Genomic DNA, 18,569 nt, shown 5'->3' on the forward strand with positions numbered 1-18,569 from the left:
GGTTCGGTCGGCTACGCGGTCGCTTCCGGCTCCTCGTCGGCGACGCCGTCGAGGCTCTCCAGCGCGGTCAGGACCTCCTCGCGGTAGCTGTCGAGCAGGCTCGCGTCGTAGCGCTCGGTCGCCATCGCGGCGTACTCGTTGGTGTCGCCGTCGAACGCCTCGATGCGGTCGAGCGTGCGGTCGGCCGTCTCGACGACCCAGCGGTCACGCGTCGCCTCGTCGACGGCGGTGATGGACTCGGGCCGGAGCGAGACGTTGATGCTGCCGTCGTCGGTCTCGAACGTCCGGGGCTTGCCGACGACCGAGACGTACGCCGGCGGCTCCGTATCGCGGAGGAACGCCGCCGCCTCGGGCTGGTACTGCCCGGCGTAGATGAAGAACGTCCCCGTGGGGTCGACCACGCGGCCGCGCCAGTACTCGGAGTCCTCGCCGATGTCCTCGGTCTCGGTGAGGGTGCCGACGACGAACACGCGGTTCGCGCGGTCGCCCGTCGGCAGGAGCGCGAAGTTCGGGGCGCGTTCCTCGTCGGACTCCTTGAACGTGTACGTCGCGTCGTTGAACTCGCGTGCGAAGACGCGCTTTGCGACCTCGCGGGTGGGTGCCTGGCTCATATCACATCGACCTCGCTCGGATGAGCGTCGCCTCGGTGTCCGGACGCTCGGTCAGTTCCTCGACGTCGTCGGCCAGCACGTAGCGGCCGAACGTCGGGCCCGTCACGCGGTAGTACACTCCCATGACCTCGTCGCGGATCTCGTCGGCGACGACGGTCGTGTCGAGTGCGTCCATCGCCATGTCCTTGGCCTCCTCCAGCGAGATGTCCGCGACGTCCTCCGTCGCGGCCTCGTTGAAGATGACCTCGTGGGCGTCGACGCCGTCGTCGATCACCGCCTTGATGCGCAGGTCGAAGGTGCCCTCGACCTCGCCGTGTTCCGCACAGCGCCCGTTCTGCAGGACGCGCGTACAGTCCTCCTCCGGACAGCGCTTGATGAGGCCGGACCCGGACTGGATGTCGACGAGCGCGCCCTCGATGGTGACGTCGTCGTCGCCGACCTCGATGTCCTCGTCGAGCTCCTCGATGGTCGTGGTCCGGTTGAGCTTCACGGAGTACTGGCCCTCGTACTCGTCGGTGACGACGTTCGAGAGGCGGTACACCTTGCCCTCCTCCAGCTCGGGGAGTTCGGAGGTGGTGAACGAGACGAACTTCTTGGTGCCGGACTCGTCGCCGACCAGCCCGACCTGGGCGATGGCGTCCGAGCGCGGCTCCCAGAGCTGGGTGACCTTCACCGTCAGGTCGACCCACTGCTCGTCCTGGTCGATGTCGCCCAGCTGTACCTCGTCGCTGGAGCCGCCCGCGAGCTCGTCGCGGTCGACACCGGTCTCGTCGACGTAGTGGCTCCGGACGCTGCGCTTTGCCTCGTCCATCGGCACCTTGAACTCGTCGACCAGCCGTTCCAGTCGCTCCTCGATTTCGTCGACGGACACGTCCGCGTGTCCGGAGAACTGTTCGTGTAGGTCTTCGGCGTGCTGTCGCACATCGGTCATGGTTGGCTCTGTCTCCGCGTGTGTTCAGTGGGAGACGTATCGACGTTGGGGCGCGATGGTATTTAAACTGTCCCAAGCGGGGTGAAAGTGAAACCGGCGACTGGGTACGAAACGACGGTATCCAGCCCGCGAACGTCGGTATCCGGCGGTTGGGGGTGGGCGGAGGTGGACGACCGACGCGACTTTGTGGCCCGCCACGTTACGGTCGGTCATGTCAACGGGTCCGCGCCGACCCCGCAGCCGAACGCCCACCGTCAGGCGGTGGTCCCGATGAGCGACGACCCCGAGCGCGGTATCGGCGGCTACATCCGCCGGGCCATCCGCTCGGCCGGCCGGCAGTACGAGCAGTCCCGCGAACAGTTCACCACGGGCCGCACGGTGAACCGGCTCCCGGCCGACGAGCACGGCCGCGCGAAGATCGTCTGCCGCCGCCACGCCGACAAGCGCGCGGTCATGCTCTCCGAGCAGGGCGTCCCCCCGTGTTTCGACGCCGAGAACCGCGACTGCCAGGGCTGTCTGGAGGACATCCGCGAGGGGGCCATCGAGACGTGGTGACGACAGTCGCGCTGGTGCTCGCCGGCGGCACGGGCACCCGGCTCTACCCCGCCAGCAGGGCCGACCGCCCGAAGCAGTTCCTCGACTTCGGCGGCGACGGCTCGCTGCTCGCCCGCACCGTCGACCGGGTCGCCTTCGCCGACGAGACGTACGTCCTGACCGGCGAGCGCTACGCCGACGCGGTCCGGGAGCACGCCCCCCGTGCCGGTGTGCTTGTCGAACCAGCGGGGAAGGACACGGGACCAGCGCTCGCCTACGCCGCCCGGCGCATCCGCGAGCAGGTCGACGACGCCGTGCTCGCCTGCGTGCCCAGCGACCACCACGTCGACGGCGACTTCGCGACCGTCGCCGAGCACGCCTGCGACGTGGCCGTCGAGATGGACGGGCTGGTGACGATGGGCGTCGAACCGACCAGAGCCGCGACGGGCTACGGCTACATCGAGCCCGGCGGGAGCCTCGAGGGCGATGGCAATCTCGCCGATGGCGTCGCGCCCGTCGCCTCCTTCCTCGAGAAACCCGACGAGGAGACCGCCCGCGAGCTGGTCGACGCGGGCTGTTTCTGGAACGCCGGCATCTTCGCGTGGACGCCCGACGCCTTCCTCCGGGAGTGTCGCGGTACGCCGCTGGAACCCATCGCCACGGCGGAGGATGCAGCCGAGGGCTTCGCCCGCGCGGAGAGCGTCAGCGTGGACTACGCTGTGCTCGAACGCACCGACGACGCGTACGTCGTCCCCGCCGCCTTCGACTGGGACGACCTCGGCGCGTGGGACGCGCTGGAGCGACTGACCGACGCCGGGCTGGGGGTCGAGGAGCGAGAGGGGAACGCGATGCTCGGTGACGGACTCACCGTCGACGCGTCGGGGAACGTCGTCGCGAGCGACGGCAAGCACGTCTCGCTCGTCGGCGTGGAGGACCTCGTCGTCGCCGCGTTCGACGACCGGGTGCTCGTGGTACCGAAATCGGAGGCACAGCGGGTCCGCGAGGTCGTTTCGGAACTCCGTGAGGAGGGGCTGTTCTGACTCAGCTCCGCAGCCGCCCGCCGTCCACCGGCACCGACGCGCCCGTCACGAAGCTCGCCCGATCCGAGGCGAGGAACGCCACGACGTCGCCGAGCTCGTCGGGGTCGCCGATGCGGCCCATCGGGATGCCGTCGGCCCAGTCCTCGAGGCCCTCCTCGTAGGTGCTGTACTCGCCGCGTTCGAGGCCCTGCTCGACCAGCTCCTCGATGCGGCTCGTCTCGTGGGCGGCGGGCAGGACGACGTTCGCTCGCACGTCCGGGGCCCACTCCCGGGCGACGGTCTTCGCGATGCCGACGACCGCCCGGCGCACGCCGTTCGAGAGCACCAGCCCGTCGAGGGCCTCCTGCACGCTCGTGGAGGTGATGGCCGTCCAGCTGCCGCCGTCGCTGGCTTCGAGGTGGGGGTACGCCTCCCTGACCGTCCAGACCGCGCTCATCACGAGCAGGTCGTACGCCTCGTAGAAGTCCTTCTCCGTCATGTCGAGGAACGGTCCCGAGCGTGGGCCGCCCGCGGAGGTGACGACGTGGTCCAGCCCGCCGAACTCGTCGACCGTCGCCTCGACGAGCGCCGAGATGTCCTTCGGGTCGGTGATGTCGGCCTCCAGCGCGAGCACGTCGCCGTCGAGGCCCTCGAACTCGGCCTCGGCGTCGGCCAGCCGGTCGGGGTCCCGGCCACAGATGGTGACGTTCGCGCCCTCACGAGCGAGCGCGAGGGCGCTCGCGTTCCCGAGTCCGGCCGAACTCGCCGTGACCAGTGCCGCGTCGCCGTCGAGATGCAGGTCCATGGACGGGTGGACGTGGGCCGCGGACTAAGCGTTGGGGACGGCGGTAACCGGGACTCTGGTGCGTCGATAGTTCGACTAGCCGGGTGGCGCGCGGCTGGCGAGCGTGCCGAACGAAGTGAGGCCGCGAGCCATCCGCGCGAGGGATGAGCGAGGGAGCTTGCGACCGAGCGAATCGGCTGGGGAGGCGTGAGGTGCGGTGCGGTCGCTGCCGGGTGGGACTGAAAGGGGCCGCCTGCTCGGCGACCCCCGGTGAAGTAAGGACCGGAACGGAGTGAGGACCGCAGCGAGCCGCGGGAGCCGAGCAGGCGGGGGCTTTCTGGCTGTTCGAGTCCGGTGAATCACCTTCGAGAGCAGGAACCTTCGAGGTTGTCACAACGGCGCCACGCTCCGCTCGAACGCAATCGCAGCTAGCAACAGAATCACGGACACAGAAAAGGCCGGTCGGTGGACTGTCCAGGTGCCCCGACGCGGGCTCGTTCGGCCGTCAGTTGCCCCAGAAGTTGTCGCGGCTTCCGAGGCGCTCGCGCTTGGCCGGTCGGTCGCTCTGCTCCTCGTCCTCACCCTCGCCGTCGCCGGCTTCGCTCTCCTCGTCGTCGTCGTCCTCGGGCTCCATCGGGAGGCGCTCGACCTCGTCGGCGCGGGCGTGGTTGTTGTGGACCTTGGTGATCTTCACCTTGGCGCGTGCGTCGGGGAGGACGCCGTCGACCATGACGATGAAGCCGTCCTCGGTGCGGCCGACGCCGGCACCGGACTCGTGGATGTCGGTCACGTCGACGACGATCTCCTCGCCGCGCTTGACGGGCTGGGTCTTGAGGTCGGAGATGGGCTGGTCGTAGTGGCCGCACCACTCCATGCCGCCACGGTCGCCGTAGTGGTTGCAACCCATCCCCGAGATTCGTTCCTGGAAACTGGGGCAGTCGTCTGCGAGTGGACAGTCCGGCATGGAACCGTGTAGCGGGGCGGGCGTCTAAACGCTTGCGCATCGGGGGACGGCCCCGCGGGCGCCGCCGTCGATGCACCGCGGTCAGGACGGTTCACGGGTGGTCGTGCACGGCTCCAGCACGGGAGACGACAGCGACGCGGTATCTGCGTCCCAACCGTGGTTCGACGGTTCCTCTCACACACGTCAGAATGCAACAAAAGCGCGGGAGAGGGCTCCTACGGCCCGAATCGTTAACAGTGGCCCCTGCTTCGAACCAGTTACAGACGGAGTACGGACACCAGATGACAACCGCCCGCCAATCACGGTCGCTGGCGGCGGTGCTCGTCCTGTTTCTCGTCGCGACGGCGGTGGTGGGGGCCACGGCGGTCGACGCGAGCGCGGCCACGCCGCGACTGGACGACGCGCCGTCGACCCAGCCACGGTCGGGGGTTGGGGGAGCGTCCGACACCGGCCTGTCGGTCCGGTACGAGCTGGCGCCGGTCGACGCGGCCGACGGACGCGTTCGCGTGCGTGCCCAGTTCCGACTCTCGGAGTCGGTGTCACGGGTCGCCATCGCCGTCCCTGACGGCGCGAGCGTCGAGTCCACCGAGGGGTTCGACGCCGCTGACGACGACTACGACTACCGGTGGGACGGGCAGGGCGACGCCTCGATCACCTACGTCGTCGACGCCACGCGCTTCGGCAACGGCGGGCTGGAGTCCATCTCGACGCGGGAGTGGTCGTTCATCTACGAGCAGGCCGTCGACCTCGCGACGCTGGATTGGTGGTACTACGGCGACCAGCCGGGGAGCAGCCGCACGCTCGCGCTCGCCGACGGCGTCGAGGGCTGGGCCGGTGACGACGTGGCGGTGGTCGGCCCGGTCACGGTCACCGAGGAGCGCCGCGACGGACACACCTACCGGGTCGTCAGGCCCGACCGGGCCGACGGGGCGCGACCGACCGACGAGGTGCTCGACCTGCTCACGGCCGCCGACGACTCCTTCCCGGTCGGGGACCGCGGCGAGTCCACGACGGTCGTCCTTCCGCCGGCGGCCATCCGCTCCGGCGGGCTGGCGACGGTACGGCGCGGCCCCGACCGCGAGCTCTGGGCGCACGGCTCGACGGCGGTGTTCGCCCACGAGCTCGTCCACGTCCGCCAGACGTTCTCGCTCGCCGACGGGTCCGATGGACCGTCGATGCACTGGCTGCTGGAGGGGATGGCCGACTACCAGGCCGCCGTCGTCGAGCTGCGGGCGGGACGGCTCGCCGAGGACCGGTTCCGCGAGCGCGTCACCACCGACGCAAACGCCGACGCCGTGCTGGCGGACCGTTCGACCTGGGCCTCGTCCGAGGTGCCGTACGACAAGGGCGAGCGGGTGGTCGCCGCACTCGACGCCGAGATACGGCTGGCGACCGACGGCGAGCGCAGTATCGTGGACGTGTGGCGGCTGCTGAACGCCCACGACGGCACCGTCAGCTACGCGGACTTCGTGGCGGTCGTCGAGGCCGTCGCCGGCACCGAGCTGGAGCGCTGGCTCGACCGCTACGTCCTGACCGATGCGGCCCCCGAGGTGCCAGACGATGCACCCGGCCTGTACTCGGTCCCGGACGAGCCGCCGACCTCGCTCAACGCCGATGCGGCCGCGGCCGGCCTCGACGACGTGGACCGGGCGGCGGCCTCGCCCGCGGCGACGACCGGCGTGGCCGCACTCGGCGTCCAGCCCACCGTCGCGGGGGTGCTCTCGCTGCTCGCCGGCTTCGTGAGCGTAGTGCTCGGCCTGTTCGTCGTCGTCGAGTAGTCGCGACCGGGCCGCCGCGAACGCAACCGTTTCCCCCGTCCCACCCCGAGCACCAGGTATGTCACGGCGCGTCCCCGAGATGGCCATCGTCGTCGGCGTCCTGTTCGCGTCCGGCTGGCTCGCGTTCGTCGTCCTCGTCGAGGGTGACCGCCTGCTCCACGAGCCCGCCGCCATCCTCCCGGTCGTGCTCGTCGCCGCCGCGCTCTGCTATCCCTTCGCCGCCTGGGCGGTGTACTTCGACGACGACCCCGCGGGGACGTTCCCGCCGGGGCCGGTCGCCGCCGTGGGCGGACTCCTCGCGCTCGTCCCCGTGCTCGCCGGCGCCCTCGGCGGGCAGCCCCTGTTCGGCCTGCTCGTCGGGACCGCCGTCGCCCTCCCACCGGCGGCGTATGCCCTCAAATACGGCGACTCGCTCCCGCCGGCCCGGGCGACCCTCGCGGTCGGCACCGTCGTCGGCGTCAGCGTGCTGACCGCCGGCCTGCTCGTCGGCCGGCCGTACCTCGTCGCACCGGTCGCGCTCGCCGCGTTCCTCGGCGGGGTCGCCGTCCACGACCGCGCCGGGGCGCCCCTGCTCTCCGCGACGCTCGTCTTCGGCGCGACGGCTGTCGTCGCCGTCGTCCTCGTCGGCGCGAGCGTCGCGCTCGGCCGCTCACCGTCGGTCACGCTGGCGACCGCACTCACGGTCTGTTTCGGCGGTGCGGTGGGGGCGCGGTTCCTCTCGAAGCCGTCGCGGCGGTGACTACAGCAGGCTCATCGCCCAGGCGACCAGCGCGACCGCGGCGGAGACGGTGACGAGCACGAGGCCGGGCGTCTCCGGGACGGCGGGGTTTTCGGCAGTGAGCTGTTCGTACAGAGACGCGAGGACCATCCCGACCCCGCCGACGGCCATCAGGACACCGCTGACGCTGACCTCGTCGGCGACGAGCGACGGGACGCTGACGGCGGCGAGGACGAAGCCGCAGACCGCGATGGAGGCGTGGTAGAGGAGGGCTCTGTTCACGGACGACGTTTCGTCGCTATCGCTGATATATCTGTCCGTCGAAAGGTTCTGTGACAGTGTGAGAACGTCCGTTCAGGCCAGCGGCGTCCGCTCGACGACCTGCCCGTCGTACGTCGGGTACTGCTCGACGATCTCGCCATCGTCGACGTCGCCGTCCTGTATCATCTCCTCCAGCAGCCACCAGGCGACCTCGACGTGGGTCGATTTGACCGTGTAGAACTCCTCGGGGACGCCCAGCGCCTCGAACTCCTCGGGGTCGGCGTACGTCTTGCCGTAGACGAGCGTGCCGTCGTCGGTCACGTCGTCGAACTCGCGGCGGACGTTCCGGGCCATCCGCTTGAGGCGACGGCGGTGCTGGGCGGCGTCCTTGAAGACGCTCGTACAGAAGTACACCCGGTCGTGGTCGCCCATCACGTCGAGGATCGCTTCACGAGAACCGTCGACCGCGCTCATGTGGTCCTCCTTCAGCTCGAAGCCCTCCTCCTGCATGCGGCGGTAGTTCCCGTCGCTCATCTCGAACTCGTTGATGTTGCAGAAGTCGGCGGCGCCCTCGTCGAGGAACTCGAGGAACTCCTCCTCGGGGCGGATGCCCGGAATCTCGAAGGCGGGCGTGAGGCCCTCCTCGCGGGCGATGTACAGTATCTCCTCCCACTCGGTGCCGTGCATGTCGCCCCAGAGTTCGAGCGGCGGGTGGAAGCGGATCTCGTCCAGCCCCGCCTCGGAGAGGCGGCGCATGTTCTCCCGCCCGCCGGGGATGCCGGTGTAGAGGTGCGTGTGGTGGTCCTCGCCGAACTCGTCTTTCAGCAGCGAGAGGTAGTGGCAGGTCCGGTCCATCGCCTCCTGGGGCTCGCCGCCCGTGATGGAGGTGCCCAGGGCGTCCATCCGCTTCGCCTCTGTGATGACGTCCTCGTCGGACTCGACGAGGCGCTCGTTCGCGTAGACGTCCGTGACGTTCTTGCGGTTCTCGCCGAGCGGGCAGTAGAAACAGTCGCGCTGGTCGCAGTAGCCGTAGACGAACATGACCATCTTGCCCCCCTCGGCGCACTGTTCACAGCCCTTCGAGATCATTCGTTGTACTGTGAGTCGGTCCGGAACGGGAAAAAGCGTGCGAAACGAGTCGTGGATGGGGATGCTGGTTCGTCGGGTGGGTTGGTGATGAGTAACCGTCTGTACCCAACAGAAGGGATTTGATTCAGAAGCTATTGGTGACAGTATGCGCAGTCCACTCCGGGCTCTTTGGAATACCCGAATCATCGGGTCGTACCTCCGATTTCGCGTCGGTCTCTTTCTCGCGGGGGTGTTGGCTGTTGGAGCTGGCGTGGTGATGATTGGGATTGGGGGAATCTGGGGGATTCTGGCGCTCTTTACGCTCATTCTCCTCTTTCTGCTTGTAACAGGGTTCGTCGTGCTGGTCCGGTAGTCAGAGTGGGAGGTATCGGTCCTGTACTGACCAACGAACAGGCAATCGTTCCTAGCGAAGGATTTCGACGGGTCTGACCGGCCAGAAAGCCCCTGCCTGCTCAACTCCCGGGACTCGCTGCGCTCCTCGTGCCTGCGGTGCTTGCGTCGTCCGGGTTCGTTGAGCAGGCAGCCCCTTTCAGTCCCACCCACCGCGACCGCACCGCACCTCAGTCCTCCCCAGCCTCTTGCGCTCCTCAGTCGCTAGCGCTCCCTCCGGTGCTCATCCCTCGCGCGAGCGTCGGCGAACGGCCTCGCTAGCGCTCGGCACGTTCGCCAGGCCGCGCGCCACCCAGCTGGTTCACAAGCGACGCAGAAGCGCGTTCAGTCGACTAACGAACTCGTCTCCACGACCTCGGCGAACTCGCCGGACAGGTGCGCGAGCGCGGCGCGGTGGTTGTCAGCAGCGGAAATCGAGCCGCCACCCGGAATTTCACGGGCGTAGGTCGCCGTCGCGTCGGACACGACGACCGGTGCGAACCCGCGGTTCTCGGCCATCCGGGTCGTCGTCGAGACGCAGTGGTCGGTGGTGAACCCACAGACGACGATGCGGTCGTGCGGGGTGTCGCGGAGCCACGGTTCGAGGTCGGTGCCGAGGAACGCGCCGTTGACGGTCTTGGCGAAGACGGGCTCGTCGTCGCGCGGTGCCAGGGCCTCGATGAAGGCGTTCCCGGGCTCCTCGGGGCGCAGGGTCGAGTCGGGCTCCGTGGAGTCGTGTTTCGCGTGGGCGACGGGCCAGCCCTGCTCGCGCCAGTGGGCGAGCAGGTCGGCGATGCGGGCCTCGGCGTCGGGGGTGCTTCTGTCGCCGCGGTCGGGGTCCTCGAACGCCTGCTGGGCGTCGACGACGAGCAGCACGTCGGGGGCGTCGGTCGGGTCGTCGGCGTCGCGGCTCACACCCGGACCTCCAGCGGGCAGTCCTCGAGGTCGCGCTCGTCGTTCGGGAGGACGTACTGCTTCCACTCGTGGCTCTCGTCGTCCTCCCAGTCGCCGAGGTGGGCGTGGGGGCAGACGTCGTCGTAGTCCTCCAGCCGGTCGTGGATGACCTCGCGGGCGCGCTGCCCCGCCACGGTGTCACCGGTCACGCCGGCGAACACGCTCCGGGGCTGGACCGTAATCTCCAGGCCGTGCGGGTTGTACCGGCTGTGCCGCCGGTCGTGGGCGGGCGTGCGGGCCGTCGGGAAGATGGGCTCGCCGGCGTAGCAGAACTCGAACTGGTGGTCGGTGGGGTCGCTCGGGAACTCGTCGGGCCAGGGCTCGGGGTCGTGGTCGTGGAGGAACTGGAGCACCTCCCAGTAGCGGTCGTGCCAGTGCTGTTCGGGCTGTGCGCCGTCGTCGTTCCTGAAGAACGCGACGAGGGAGGTCCGGGGCGAGTGGTGCTGCTGCGTCCGGAGGTACGCCCGGGTCACGTCGGCGAACCGGGCGAGGGATTCGTCGTCGAAGCCGGGGACGAAGGTGTAGAGCGCCCAGCCCTGCTCCTCGGAGTCGACGCCGAAGAAACACGGGAACGGCGTGCCGTCGCGCTCGCCGAGCATGTCGGCACGGAAGGTCTCGTAGTGCTCGCGTGCCCAGTCGGGGAGCGTCCCCGCCGCGAGGCGGTCGTGCAGCCGCTCCTGGTCGAACAGGCGGACGAGGTCCGTCTCGGCCAGTGTGTCGTCGACGGTGGCCGTCTCGCTCATGCGAACGTGTTCGGGCGAGTGGGCTTGTACCTGTCGCGGTTTCCCGGGGACTGGAAGCCGGTCAGCTGCCGCCGTCGTCGCTGTCGAAGCCCGAGACGAGCGTCGCGACCCACTGCGCCGGGTCGGGATCGTAGCGCACCTCGACGGCCTCGACCCACTTCACCCACTGGAAGCCGCGGCGACCCGGCGCGACGAGCCGGCACGGGAAGCCGTGGCCGTGGCTCAGCCGTTCGCCGTCGACGTGGGTCGCGAGCAGGGCGTCCCGGGCCTCGTCCGCGGGCAGGCTCCACCGGTAGCCCGTCACCGACCGGAACCGGACGTATCCCGCGTCGGGGTCGGCGCCAGCGGCGTCGAGCAGGTCGCCGACCCTGACCCCGCGCCAGTCGTGCTCGGAGTACCAGCCGCTCGTGCAGTCGAGCAGCGCGCGCTCGTCCGCGCTGGCGGTCGGCCCCTCGGCGTCGGAATCTGACGCGAGCAGTGCGGCCTCGGAGAGCGACAGCGACTCCGCAACCGCGCCACGCACGTCGAGGCTCCACGCGTCAACATCGACCGGCTCGGGGTCGTCGGCGACCCACGAGGTCACCGGGAAGGCGTTGCCGTCGTCGCTGCCCTCCTCGCGCGAGCCGGTGAACCGACGGCTCGGGACGAGGTCACCTGCAATCGACTGCTTCAGCCGCCAGGCCGCCGCGCCGCCGACGAGCAGCCCGCCGACCCGGAGTGCTTGCCGCCGCTCCGTCACCGTCTCGCGGTCGGGGAGTCGGAACCGCGCCGCGAGGTGGACCAGCAGGACCGGAAGGACGAGTGCGCCGAGGTAGCCGTGCAGCACGAGCAGCGTCAGCCCCGAAACCGGCGACTCCGCGCCGAGCGTCCACGCCACACCGGTCACGAGAGCGGCGACAGCGAGTACGGAAAGGAGGACGCTCACCGCGACCGTACGGGTCCACGAGCCCGCGACGCGCTTCCAGACGCGCCGGAACTTGAACCCGAGGAGGACGACGAGCGTCACCCCGACGACGCCGTGGACGACGAACACCCAGCCGTCGTCGGGCCGCGCGGTCAGGCTCAGGAGTCCGGTCGCCCCGGCGACGAGCACCGACGCGAGGATGCCCGCGTCGACCACCCGGGGCGACGGTTCGAGCGGGAGACGCCGCATACCAGCGAGTTGGGGCCCGACGCGTAAGAGCGCTCGTGTGCGGAACTGCGATGGTGGTCGAGCCGCTGGGGTTTGCGAAAATTGTAACCGGTCACCACCGGCGCGCGGCTGGCGAGCGTGCCGAACGGAGTGAGGCCGTGAGCCATCCGCGCGAGGGACGAGAAGCGCAGGGAGCCTGCGACCGAGCATCGCAGGAGGTTGGGGAGGGGTGAGGTGCGGTGCGGTCGGTGTCGGGCGGGACTGAAAGGGGCGGGGTTCTCGACGAACCCGGACGACGCTAGGACCGCAGCGGAGCGAGGACCGCAGCGAGTCCTGGGAGGCGAGAACCTCGGGGCTTTCTGGCTGTTCGTGGCGCACGCAGTTTCCACTGATGAAGGGGCTTTCTGGCTGGTATCGGCCCCAGATGTTTCTACGACTGAGGGGACTCTATGACAACTCTATCCGCTCACAATCCGTTCTCACTCCACGTCGAGCGAGTCGTCATCGGCCAACTCCGCCAGTCGCTCCGCACCCGCCCGCGTCCCCTTCGCGATGAGCACGTCGCCGGGGTGGAGCGCGGTGTCGGGGCCGGGCGAGATCTCCCAGTCGTCACCGTCGGCGGTGGTGTGGCGGACCGCGATGACGCGCATCCCGGTCTCGGTGCGGACCATCTGCTCGCCGAGGGTCGTCCCCGCCAGTTCTGAGCCGGGTGCCACGTCCAATCTGACGACGACCTCGTCGGACTCGAAGACGGCCTCGGCGACGACGGGGTGGGTGCCCATCCCGCGGAGGACGCCCTCGGCGATCTCGAGGGCGGCGTCGGAGATGACCTCCGTCGCTTCGGCGATGTGCATCAGGCCGCGCAGGGAGACGGGGTCGTCGACGCGGCTGGCGGCGCGGAGCACCCACGCCTCGAACCGCGACTCGAGCGCGTCCATCTCGGCCTCGAGTTCGGCGACCTCCTCGGCGAGGGCGTCGCTGTCGTACAGCACGGAGCCGTAGGCGACGTCGACGCCGAGCTCGCTCATGTTCTTCATGAGGACGATGGAGTCGACGGCCCGTTCGAGGTCCTCGATACCGGGCTCGACCGGGTCGGGGGTGACGTACTCGCCCCCGGTCACGTCGGGGTAGACGCGCTCGATGTTCTCCTCGACGCCGCGCAGCAGCAGCACGTCGCCGGCGCGGATGTAGTCGTCGCGGTCGGGGTTGAGCCGCCAGTCGCCGCCGCGCCGGATGGCGATGACGCGCACGCCGGTCTCGGTCTCGAGGTTCAGCTCCTCCAGGGTATGGCCGGCGAGCGGCGAGTCGTCGGCGACGAGCGCGCGGGCGACCGTCTCGATGGCCTCGGGCAGCGCGGTCCGGAGCGCGTCGGGCAGGCCGATCTCCTCGATGACGACCTTCGCGACGTCGCCGGTCGCGTCGCTGATCTTCTCCGTCGCGCCGACGACGCCCAGCACGGGCGCGAGCGCCTCGGCGTCCTCGGGCGAGCGGGCCGCCATCATCAGGCTCATCCGGGCGCGCATCTGGAGGACGTCCATGCGTTCCTCCAGCTCCAGCACCTCCTCGGCGACCTCGCGGCTCCCGAGGAGCACCGCCGAGAACGACATGTCGATCATCAGCTCGGCGGTGTCTTTCATCTCCGCGAGCACGGCCTTGACGCTCACGGGCTCGTACTCGACGTCACCGACGTCCATACCTCGGCGTTCTCCGGCGCGGGAGAAAAGCGTTCGGCCGCCCACTCGGGGCGAGAGCCGGCAAAACAGCACGGTAGGGTAGCGAGTAAAGGGCAATGTTTTTCGGTGAAGGTTCTAAAGCTCAGCGTATGTCTGACGACCTCAAGAAAGGGCTGGAGGGTGTCCTCGTTGCCGAGTCCGAGCTGAGCTTCATCGACGGCGACGAGGGCCGCCTCGTCTACCGTGGGTACGACATCGAGGACCTCGCCCGAGACGCCAGCTACGAGGAGGTGCTCTACCTCCTCTGGCACGGCCGCCTCCCGAATCGGGACGAGCTCGACGAGTTCGCCGAGTCGATGTCCGCGGAGCGGGAGATCGACGACGGCGTCATGGCGACGGTGCGCGAGCTCGCCGCCGCCGACGAGGAGCCGATGGCCGCGCTCCGCACCGCGGTGTCGCAGCTCTCGGCCTACGACGACGACGCCGCGGCGGACCCGACGGACGAGGCGGCGAACCTCCGGAAGGGTCGCCGCATCACGGCGAAGATCCCCACCATCCTCGCCGCGTTCGTCCGCGTCCGCAACGGCGAGGAGCCGGTCGCGCCCCGGGAGGACCTCGATCACGCGACGAACTTCCTCTACATGCTCAACGGCGAGGTGCCCGACGACGTGCTCGCCGAGACGTTCGACATGGCGCTCGTGCTCCACGCCGACCACGGCCTGAACGCCTCGACGTTCACCTCGATGGTCATCTCCTCGACGCTCGCCGACCTGCACTCGGCAATCCCGGGCGGCATCGGCGCGCTCTCGGGCAGCCTGCACGGCGGCGCGAACCAGGACGTGATGGAGGCACTGCTCGAGCTCGACGAGTCCGGCAAGGACCCCGTCGAGTGGGTCGAGGACCGACTGGACGCCGGCGAGCGCGTGCCCGGCTTCGGCCACCGTGTCTACAACGTCAAGGACCCCCGCGCGAAGATCCTCTCCGAGAAGAGCGAGGCGCTCGGCGACGCCGCCGGGACGCCCCAGTGGCACGACTACTCCGTGGCCATCGAGGACTACCTCACCGAGGAGAAGGGCCTCGCGCCCAACGTCGACTTCTACTCCGCCTCGACGTACTACCAGATGGGTATCCCCATCGACATCTACACCCCTATCTTCGTCATGAGCCGCGTCGGCGGCTGGGTCGCCCACGTGCTCGAGCAGTACGACGATAACCGTCTCATCCGGCCGCGTGCGCGCTACGTCGGGCCGATGGACGAGGAGTTCGTGCCGGTCGACGAGCGGTAGAACGCGAGAGCGAACGGGGAGCTTGCGACCCGTGAGCTGGAGCGTCTTTTTGGCCCAGCTTTTTCGAGGAGTGGTTCCCGAAGCGAGCGCAGCGAGCGAGGGAACCCGACGATGAAAAAGGTGGTCGCACGACCGTCTCATCCGGCCGCGTGCGCGCTACGTCGGGCCGATGGACGAGGAGTTCGTGCCGGTGGACGAGCGGTAATCGGGCCGAGAACACGCCCTTCGTTGCTCATCCGTCTTCCACGCCGAGGAGCCGCGTCTGTGCGGTAGCGGTGCGGTCGGTCGTACGGCGGCCGGAGGCCGCCGTTTCACCGGGCGCGAGCGAAGCGAGCGCCCGGCCTTTTTGGCCCAGCTTTTTGCCGCGAGCGGTCGCGCAGCGACCCGAGCGGGAAAAAGGTGGTCAGTCGGCACCGGCATGTTCCCGCCAGCCGCAGGCGGGGCACAGCAACGAGCCGCCGGCGTCGGCGGCGGCCGTGGCACATCGTGGACACGTCATGTAGGTCACCTCTTGGACACCCGAAGGCGACCGGAGGGCTTGACCGTTGCGTGAGTCTGCGACGCAGGGCCGGGGCGGGTGCTGGCGGCGCTCACTCGGTCAGCTCGCGGGTGATCTGGACGACGCCGACGAGGGTGAGACAGAGCAGCACGAGCGAGACGGCGCTCCGGACGACCGAGCGGTACTCGGGGCCGACCCAGTCGGTGATGGCCTGCATGGCGCTGCCGTAGAACTGGAACAGCAGGACGACGCTGAACAGTCCGAGGACGCCGAGCGCGGCCCAGAGGACGTACGTCCTGATCTTGTCCTCGGGATCGGAGCCCCGACCGTCGCGGGGCGGGTCGCGGCGCCGGCCGTCGCGTGCTGGCGCCGCTCGCGGTGCGCCGGCGGCGGTCCGCGGCGGGTCGGTGCTGTCGCCGTCGAGCGTGTACTCGCCGTCGGTGGCCTCGGGAGCGCCGTCGGTGGCCTCGGGGGTGTCGTCCGTGGCCTCGGGAGCGTCGTCGGTGGCTCCGTCGGGGGAACCGGCGTCGGAGCCGTCGCCGTCGAAGTCGAAGCCGGAGTCGGCGTCCTCCTGCGGGTCGTCGTCGGGCGATGCGTCGCTGTCGTGGGTGGTGTCGTCGTCGGTCATCGGTGGAGCCTCCGTGCGAACAGGGCGGTCGCGAGCAGTGCGGCGAGGGCGACGGGGACGCCGAAGCCGGGCTGGCCACCGTCGCCTCCCTCCATCTCGGTGGGTGCCTCGGTGCGGTAGTCGCCCTCCGGCGAGCCACCGGTGTCGGCGAAGTCGCCGCTCTCGAAGCTGTCGTTCTCGTTCGTCTCGTCGACGGTGAGCCCGGTGCCGGGGCCGAGGTTGGCGACCGAGCGCTGGGTGTCGACGACGGTCTCGTCGTGCCAGAGGATGGCGTCGAGGTAGTAGTCGTAGCCGTCGGGGACGGTGAGGTCGGCGCCCGGGGTGACCGTCTCGCCGGGCTCGACGCGACCGACGTCGACGGTGGTCCGGTCGGCGACGACGTTCGAGCCGTTCTGGCGGGCCTTCAGCACGAAGTGGAGGTCATCGGCGGGTTCGTCGCCGGTGTTCGTCAGGTACGTGGTCACCGAGAGCGTCGCCTGTCCGTCGGTGACGTCCTCGATGCTGTACTCGATGACCGGCAGGCCGTCGCCCGGGAACTCGTGGAAGGCGACCGGCGTGCGCTCGTACTCGGGGACGAGGCTCCCGACACCGGAGATGGTCTTGCTCCCCGTGTCGAGGCGCTCGCCGTCGCGGTAGAGGAGGGCCTCGATGGTGTAGTCACCCTCCCGGGGGACCGCGAGCGTGCCGGTGGCGTTGACCTCCCTGCCACCGGAGAGCTCGCCCAGGGAGAGCGTCCGCATCGCGGCGACGACGCCGTTCTCCTCGTCGACGGCCCGCAGGAGGACGGTGACGTTCGGTGCGGCGTTGCCGCGGTGTTCGACGTACGGGGTCACCGCGAAGGTGGCGGTGCCGCCGGAGACGTTCTCGACGGCGATGGTCAGGTCTTCGAGGGAACCACCGCCGGGGTCGGTCGGTTCTTCGGGGACGGGTGACTGGACCGCGTCGGGGGCGGCCACGAGGACGCCGCCGGTCGCCACGATGGCGACCACGGCGACTCCCGCGAGGACTGCTTCGATTCGCATACGGTCATGTCCAATGGTTTGTATAAGTGCTTTGTGCGGACGTTCGTGTGAACACTGGCCACAACCCATTTCATGGCCAGACCCGTCTACCAACCGTATTCGGGTTACGAGTACTGATATGTCCGACACGCAACGTCCGTCCGTCCTCTGTGTCGTCGCGGCCGACGAGCGTCGGGCCACGCTCGTGGACGCCTTCGACGAAGGGAGCAGGGTCGAGACGATGTCGTCCGTCGATACCGCGGTCGAGCGGCTCGAGACCTCCGTGGGCGTCCACTGCGTACTGCTGGCCGACGACGTCCACGAGGGTGACCTCGTCGGGGCCGTCGAGCAGTTCGCGGGGCTGATCCTCGACGTGCCGGTCGTCGTCGTGGCCGAGGACCGGCACGCGGTCGCGGACGCGGCGCTCGACGCCGGTGCGGTCGACGTGGTCGACGACGGGGATGACGTGGCCCGGCGGCTGGCCGTCGAACGGGCGACCCGGGCCGCCGAGCGGTGGATACAGGAGACGGAGTCCCGCGCGATGTCGAAGGTCCGGACGCTGTTCGAGAACACGAGCGACGGCATCGTCGAGGCGAAGCTGTCGGGCGAGACGGCCATCATCCAGCAGGCGAACCTCGCGTTCGCGCAGACGTTCGGTGCGGAGCCGGGGACGCTGGTCGGCCGGGACCTCGACGAGGTCGTGCTCCCGCCGTCCCGACGCACGGAAGGGCACGACATCAACCGCCGTGTCGCTGACGGCGAACGTGTCGAGACGGAGGTTCGCCGACTCGCCGACGACGAGGTCCGGACGTTCCTGCTCCGGAGCGTCGCCGTCACCAGGGGGAGCGACCGGGCGTACTTCGTCTACACAGACGTGACCGAGCGACGCGAGCGGGAGCGCGAGCTCCAGCGGCAGAACGAGCGCCTCGACGAGTTCGCGGGCATCGTCAGCCACGACCTCCGGAACCCGCTGACGGTCGCCCGCGGCCACCACGACCTGCTCGACGACGAGTACGACCACGAGAGCCTCGACGAGCTGGGCTGGGCGCTCGACCGGATGGAGTCGCTCATCGAGGACGTGCTCCAGCTCGCCCGGACAGGCAAGACCGTCGACGACCCCCGGCAGGTGTCGCTCCGGCACGTCGCACGCGACGCGTGGTCGTACTGCGACACCGCGGCGGCGAGCCTGACGGTCGTCGAGCACGACGGGGCGCTGCTGGCCGACCCGGAGCGACTGAGCGCACTGTTCGAGAACCTCTACCGGAACTCGGTCGCGCACGTCGGCGGGAGCGTGGCGGTCGTCGTCGAACGAACGAGCCACGGGTTCGCGGTCGCCGACGACGGCCCGGGGCTGCCCGTGAGCGACGCCAGCCGGGCGTTCGAGCAGGGCTTCACGACGGCCGACGACGGCACCGGCTTCGGGCTGGCGATCGTCGAGGACATCGCGGAGGCCCACGGCTGGACGGTGCGGGTCGACCCGACCCACGACGGTGCGCGGTTCGTCTTCGAGGGAGTCGAATGGGTCGAGGAGGACCAGCGAGACCAGGGCGAGAAATCGGGTGGCGCGGCGGTAGACGGCGACGCCGACGCCTGAG

Annotated in this window: 19 protein-coding genes; 7 read left to right on the forward strand and 12 right to left on the reverse strand. The window is 69.7% G+C overall.

The genetic code is table 11. The features are described 5' to 3' along the window. Positions 1–11: 11 nt before the first annotated feature. Both ACSG06_RS02145 and ACSG06_RS02150 read right to left on the reverse strand, forming a co-directional pair. Complete coding sequence (locus tag ACSG06_RS02145) at positions 12–611, reverse strand: RPA family protein (RefSeq protein ID WP_440988614.1); 600 nt, start codon at positions 609–611, stop codon at positions 12–14. 1 nt (position 612) lies between these two features. Next, positions 613–1,542, reverse strand: a complete 930-nt coding sequence (locus ACSG06_RS02150) for a replication factor A (protein WP_440988615.1) — start codon at positions 1,540–1,542, stop codon at positions 613–615. A 270-nt stretch (positions 1,543–1,812) separates the two neighbouring features. Here ACSG06_RS02150 and ACSG06_RS02155 point away from each other — a divergent pair, with 270 nt between their 5' ends. Both ACSG06_RS02155 and ACSG06_RS02160 read left to right on the forward strand, forming a co-directional pair. Next, on the forward strand, positions 1,813–2,097 hold the full coding sequence (locus ACSG06_RS02155; protein WP_440988616.1) for a DUF7091 family protein: 285 nt from the start codon (positions 1,813–1,815) through the stop codon (positions 2,095–2,097). Next, the gene (locus ACSG06_RS02160) at positions 2,091–3,116 is read left to right on the forward strand and encodes a mannose-1-phosphate guanylyltransferase (protein ID WP_440988617.1); all 1,026 of its coding nucleotides are present in this window, start codon (positions 2,091–2,093) and stop codon (positions 3,114–3,116) included. Before ACSG06_RS02155 ends, ACSG06_RS02160 begins: the two co-directional genes overlap by 7 nt. A gap of 1 nt (position 3,117) precedes the next feature. Here the strand turns inward: ACSG06_RS02160 and ACSG06_RS02165 are convergent, their stop codons facing one another. Together ACSG06_RS02165 and ACSG06_RS02170 are read right to left on the reverse strand one after the other, a co-directional pair. Continuing rightward, positions 3,118–3,900 (reverse strand): SDR family oxidoreductase, encoded by a 783-nt coding sequence (locus ACSG06_RS02165; protein WP_440988618.1) that lies wholly within the window; start codon positions 3,898–3,900, stop codon positions 3,118–3,120. 484 nt (positions 3,901–4,384) lie between these two features. Next, positions 4,385–4,843, reverse strand: coding sequence for a TRAM domain-containing protein (locus tag ACSG06_RS02170; protein WP_440988619.1), 459 nt, complete (start codon positions 4,841–4,843; stop codon positions 4,385–4,387). Between the two features lie 281 nt (positions 4,844–5,124). On the opposite strand from ACSG06_RS02170, the gene ACSG06_RS02175 reads away from it, so the two are divergent. Together ACSG06_RS02175 and ACSG06_RS02180 are read left to right on the forward strand one after the other, a co-directional pair. Continuing rightward, entirely contained in the window at positions 5,125–6,621 is a 1,497-nt protein-coding gene (locus ACSG06_RS02175) for a M61 metallopeptidase family protein (RefSeq protein WP_440988620.1), read from the forward strand. Between the two features lie 58 nt (positions 6,622–6,679). Further along, positions 6,680–7,360, forward strand: coding sequence for a hypothetical protein (locus tag ACSG06_RS02180; protein WP_440988621.1), 681 nt, complete (start codon positions 6,680–6,682; stop codon positions 7,358–7,360). Here the strand turns inward: ACSG06_RS02180 and ACSG06_RS02185 are convergent, their stop codons facing one another. Further along, positions 7,361–7,621: a hypothetical protein gene (locus ACSG06_RS02185; protein ID WP_440988622.1), complete on the reverse strand. Its 261-nt coding sequence runs from the start codon at positions 7,619–7,621 to the stop codon at positions 7,361–7,363. 72 nt (positions 7,622–7,693) lie between these two features. Next, positions 7,694–8,689: a radical SAM protein gene (locus ACSG06_RS02190; RefSeq protein ID WP_440988623.1), complete on the reverse strand. Its 996-nt coding sequence runs from the start codon at positions 8,687–8,689 to the stop codon at positions 7,694–7,696. A gap of 145 nt (positions 8,690–8,834) precedes the next feature. Between ACSG06_RS02190 and ACSG06_RS02195 the strand changes: the two genes are divergently transcribed. Continuing rightward, entirely contained in the window at positions 8,835–9,041 is a 207-nt protein-coding gene (locus tag ACSG06_RS02195; protein WP_440988624.1) for a hypothetical protein, read from the forward strand. A 362-nt stretch (positions 9,042–9,403) separates the two neighbouring features. On the opposite strand, the gene ACSG06_RS02200 is transcribed toward ACSG06_RS02195, so the two are convergent. From ACSG06_RS02200 to ACSG06_RS02215, 4 genes are all read right to left on the reverse strand, one after another. After that, positions 9,404–9,973 (reverse strand): cysteine hydrolase family protein, encoded by a 570-nt coding sequence (locus ACSG06_RS02200; protein ID WP_440988625.1) that lies wholly within the window; start codon positions 9,971–9,973, stop codon positions 9,404–9,406. Next, positions 9,970–10,755: a YqcI/YcgG family protein gene (locus tag ACSG06_RS02205; protein WP_440988626.1), complete on the reverse strand. Its 786-nt coding sequence runs from the start codon at positions 10,753–10,755 to the stop codon at positions 9,970–9,972. The genes ACSG06_RS02200 and ACSG06_RS02205 overlap by 4 nt, the downstream gene beginning before the upstream one ends. Positions 10,756–10,816: 61 nt before the next feature. Then, positions 10,817–11,908: a molybdopterin-dependent oxidoreductase gene (locus ACSG06_RS02210; protein WP_440988627.1), complete on the reverse strand. Its 1,092-nt coding sequence runs from the start codon at positions 11,906–11,908 to the stop codon at positions 10,817–10,819. A 458-nt stretch (positions 11,909–12,366) separates the two neighbouring features. Beyond that, positions 12,367–13,581, reverse strand: a complete 1,215-nt coding sequence (locus ACSG06_RS02215; RefSeq protein WP_440988628.1) for a potassium channel family protein — start codon at positions 13,579–13,581, stop codon at positions 12,367–12,369. 128 nt (positions 13,582–13,709) lie between these two features. On the opposite strand from ACSG06_RS02215, the gene citZ reads away from it, so the two are divergent. Beyond that, positions 13,710–14,846 carry a citrate synthase gene (gene citZ / locus ACSG06_RS02220; protein WP_440988629.1) on the forward strand — a complete coding sequence of 379 codons (1,137 nt, stop codon included), beginning with the start codon at positions 13,710–13,712 and terminating at the stop codon, positions 14,844–14,846. Positions 14,847–15,436: 590 nt separating this feature from the next. On the opposite strand, the gene ACSG06_RS02225 is transcribed toward citZ, so the two are convergent. Next, positions 15,437–15,973, reverse strand: a complete 537-nt coding sequence (locus ACSG06_RS02225) for a DUF8060 family membrane protein (RefSeq protein WP_440988630.1) — start codon at positions 15,971–15,973, stop codon at positions 15,437–15,439. Next, on the reverse strand, positions 15,970–16,995 hold the full coding sequence (locus tag ACSG06_RS02230; protein ID WP_440988631.1) for a DUF7490 domain-containing protein: 1,026 nt from the start codon (positions 16,993–16,995) through the stop codon (positions 15,970–15,972). The genes ACSG06_RS02225 and ACSG06_RS02230 overlap by 4 nt, the downstream gene beginning before the upstream one ends. A 118-nt stretch (positions 16,996–17,113) precedes the next feature. Here ACSG06_RS02230 and ACSG06_RS02235 point away from each other — a divergent pair, with 118 nt between their 5' ends. Then, positions 17,114–18,568 (forward strand): sensor histidine kinase, encoded by a 1,455-nt coding sequence (locus ACSG06_RS02235; protein ID WP_440988632.1) that lies wholly within the window; start codon positions 17,114–17,116, stop codon positions 18,566–18,568. The last annotated feature ends 1 nt before the right edge of the window (position 18,569 follow it).

The organism is Haloarchaeobius baliensis, assembly GCF_052060055.1.
Classification (GTDB): domain Archaea; phylum Halobacteriota; class Halobacteria; order Halobacteriales; family Natrialbaceae; genus Haloarchaeobius; species Haloarchaeobius baliensis.

Coding starts and splice junctions, on each gene's coding strand:
- ACSG06_RS02205 (WP_440988626.1), bottom strand. CDS start 10,755: ATGAGCGAGACGGCCACCGTCGACGACACACTGGCCGAGACGGACCTC.
- ACSG06_RS02155 (WP_440988616.1), top strand. CDS start 1,813: ATGAGCGACGACCCCGAGCGCGGTATCGGCGGCTACATCCGCCGGGCC.
- ACSG06_RS02230 (WP_440988631.1), bottom strand. CDS start 16,995: ATGCGAATCGAAGCAGTCCTCGCGGGAGTCGCCGTGGTCGCCATCGTG.
- citZ (WP_440988629.1), top strand. CDS start 13,710: ATGTCTGACGACCTCAAGAAAGGGCTGGAGGGTGTCCTCGTTGCCGAG.
- ACSG06_RS02210 (WP_440988627.1), bottom strand. CDS start 11,908: ATGCGGCGTCTCCCGCTCGAACCGTCGCCCCGGGTGGTCGACGCGGGC.
- ACSG06_RS02225 (WP_440988630.1), bottom strand. CDS start 15,973: ATGACCGACGACGACACCACCCACGACAGCGACGCATCGCCCGACGAC.
- ACSG06_RS02170 (WP_440988619.1), bottom strand. CDS start 4,843: ATGCCGGACTGTCCACTCGCAGACGACTGCCCCAGTTTCCAGGAACGA.
- ACSG06_RS02215 (WP_440988628.1), bottom strand. CDS start 13,581: ATGGACGTCGGTGACGTCGAGTACGAGCCCGTGAGCGTCAAGGCCGTG.
- ACSG06_RS02150 (WP_440988615.1), bottom strand. CDS start 1,542: ATGACCGATGTGCGACAGCACGCCGAAGACCTACACGAACAGTTCTCC.
- ACSG06_RS02175 (WP_440988620.1), top strand. CDS start 5,125: ATGACAACCGCCCGCCAATCACGGTCGCTGGCGGCGGTGCTCGTCCTG.
- ACSG06_RS02145 (WP_440988614.1), bottom strand. CDS start 611: ATGAGCCAGGCACCCACCCGCGAGGTCGCAAAGCGCGTCTTCGCACGC.
- ACSG06_RS02235 (WP_440988632.1), top strand. CDS start 17,114: ATGTCCGACACGCAACGTCCGTCCGTCCTCTGTGTCGTCGCGGCCGAC.
- ACSG06_RS02195 (WP_440988624.1), top strand. CDS start 8,835: ATGCGCAGTCCACTCCGGGCTCTTTGGAATACCCGAATCATCGGGTCG.
- ACSG06_RS02180 (WP_440988621.1), top strand. CDS start 6,680: ATGTCACGGCGCGTCCCCGAGATGGCCATCGTCGTCGGCGTCCTGTTC.
- ACSG06_RS02165 (WP_440988618.1), bottom strand. CDS start 3,900: ATGGACCTGCATCTCGACGGCGACGCGGCACTGGTCACGGCGAGTTCG.
- ACSG06_RS02190 (WP_440988623.1), bottom strand. CDS start 8,689: ATGATCTCGAAGGGCTGTGAACAGTGCGCCGAGGGGGGCAAGATGGTC.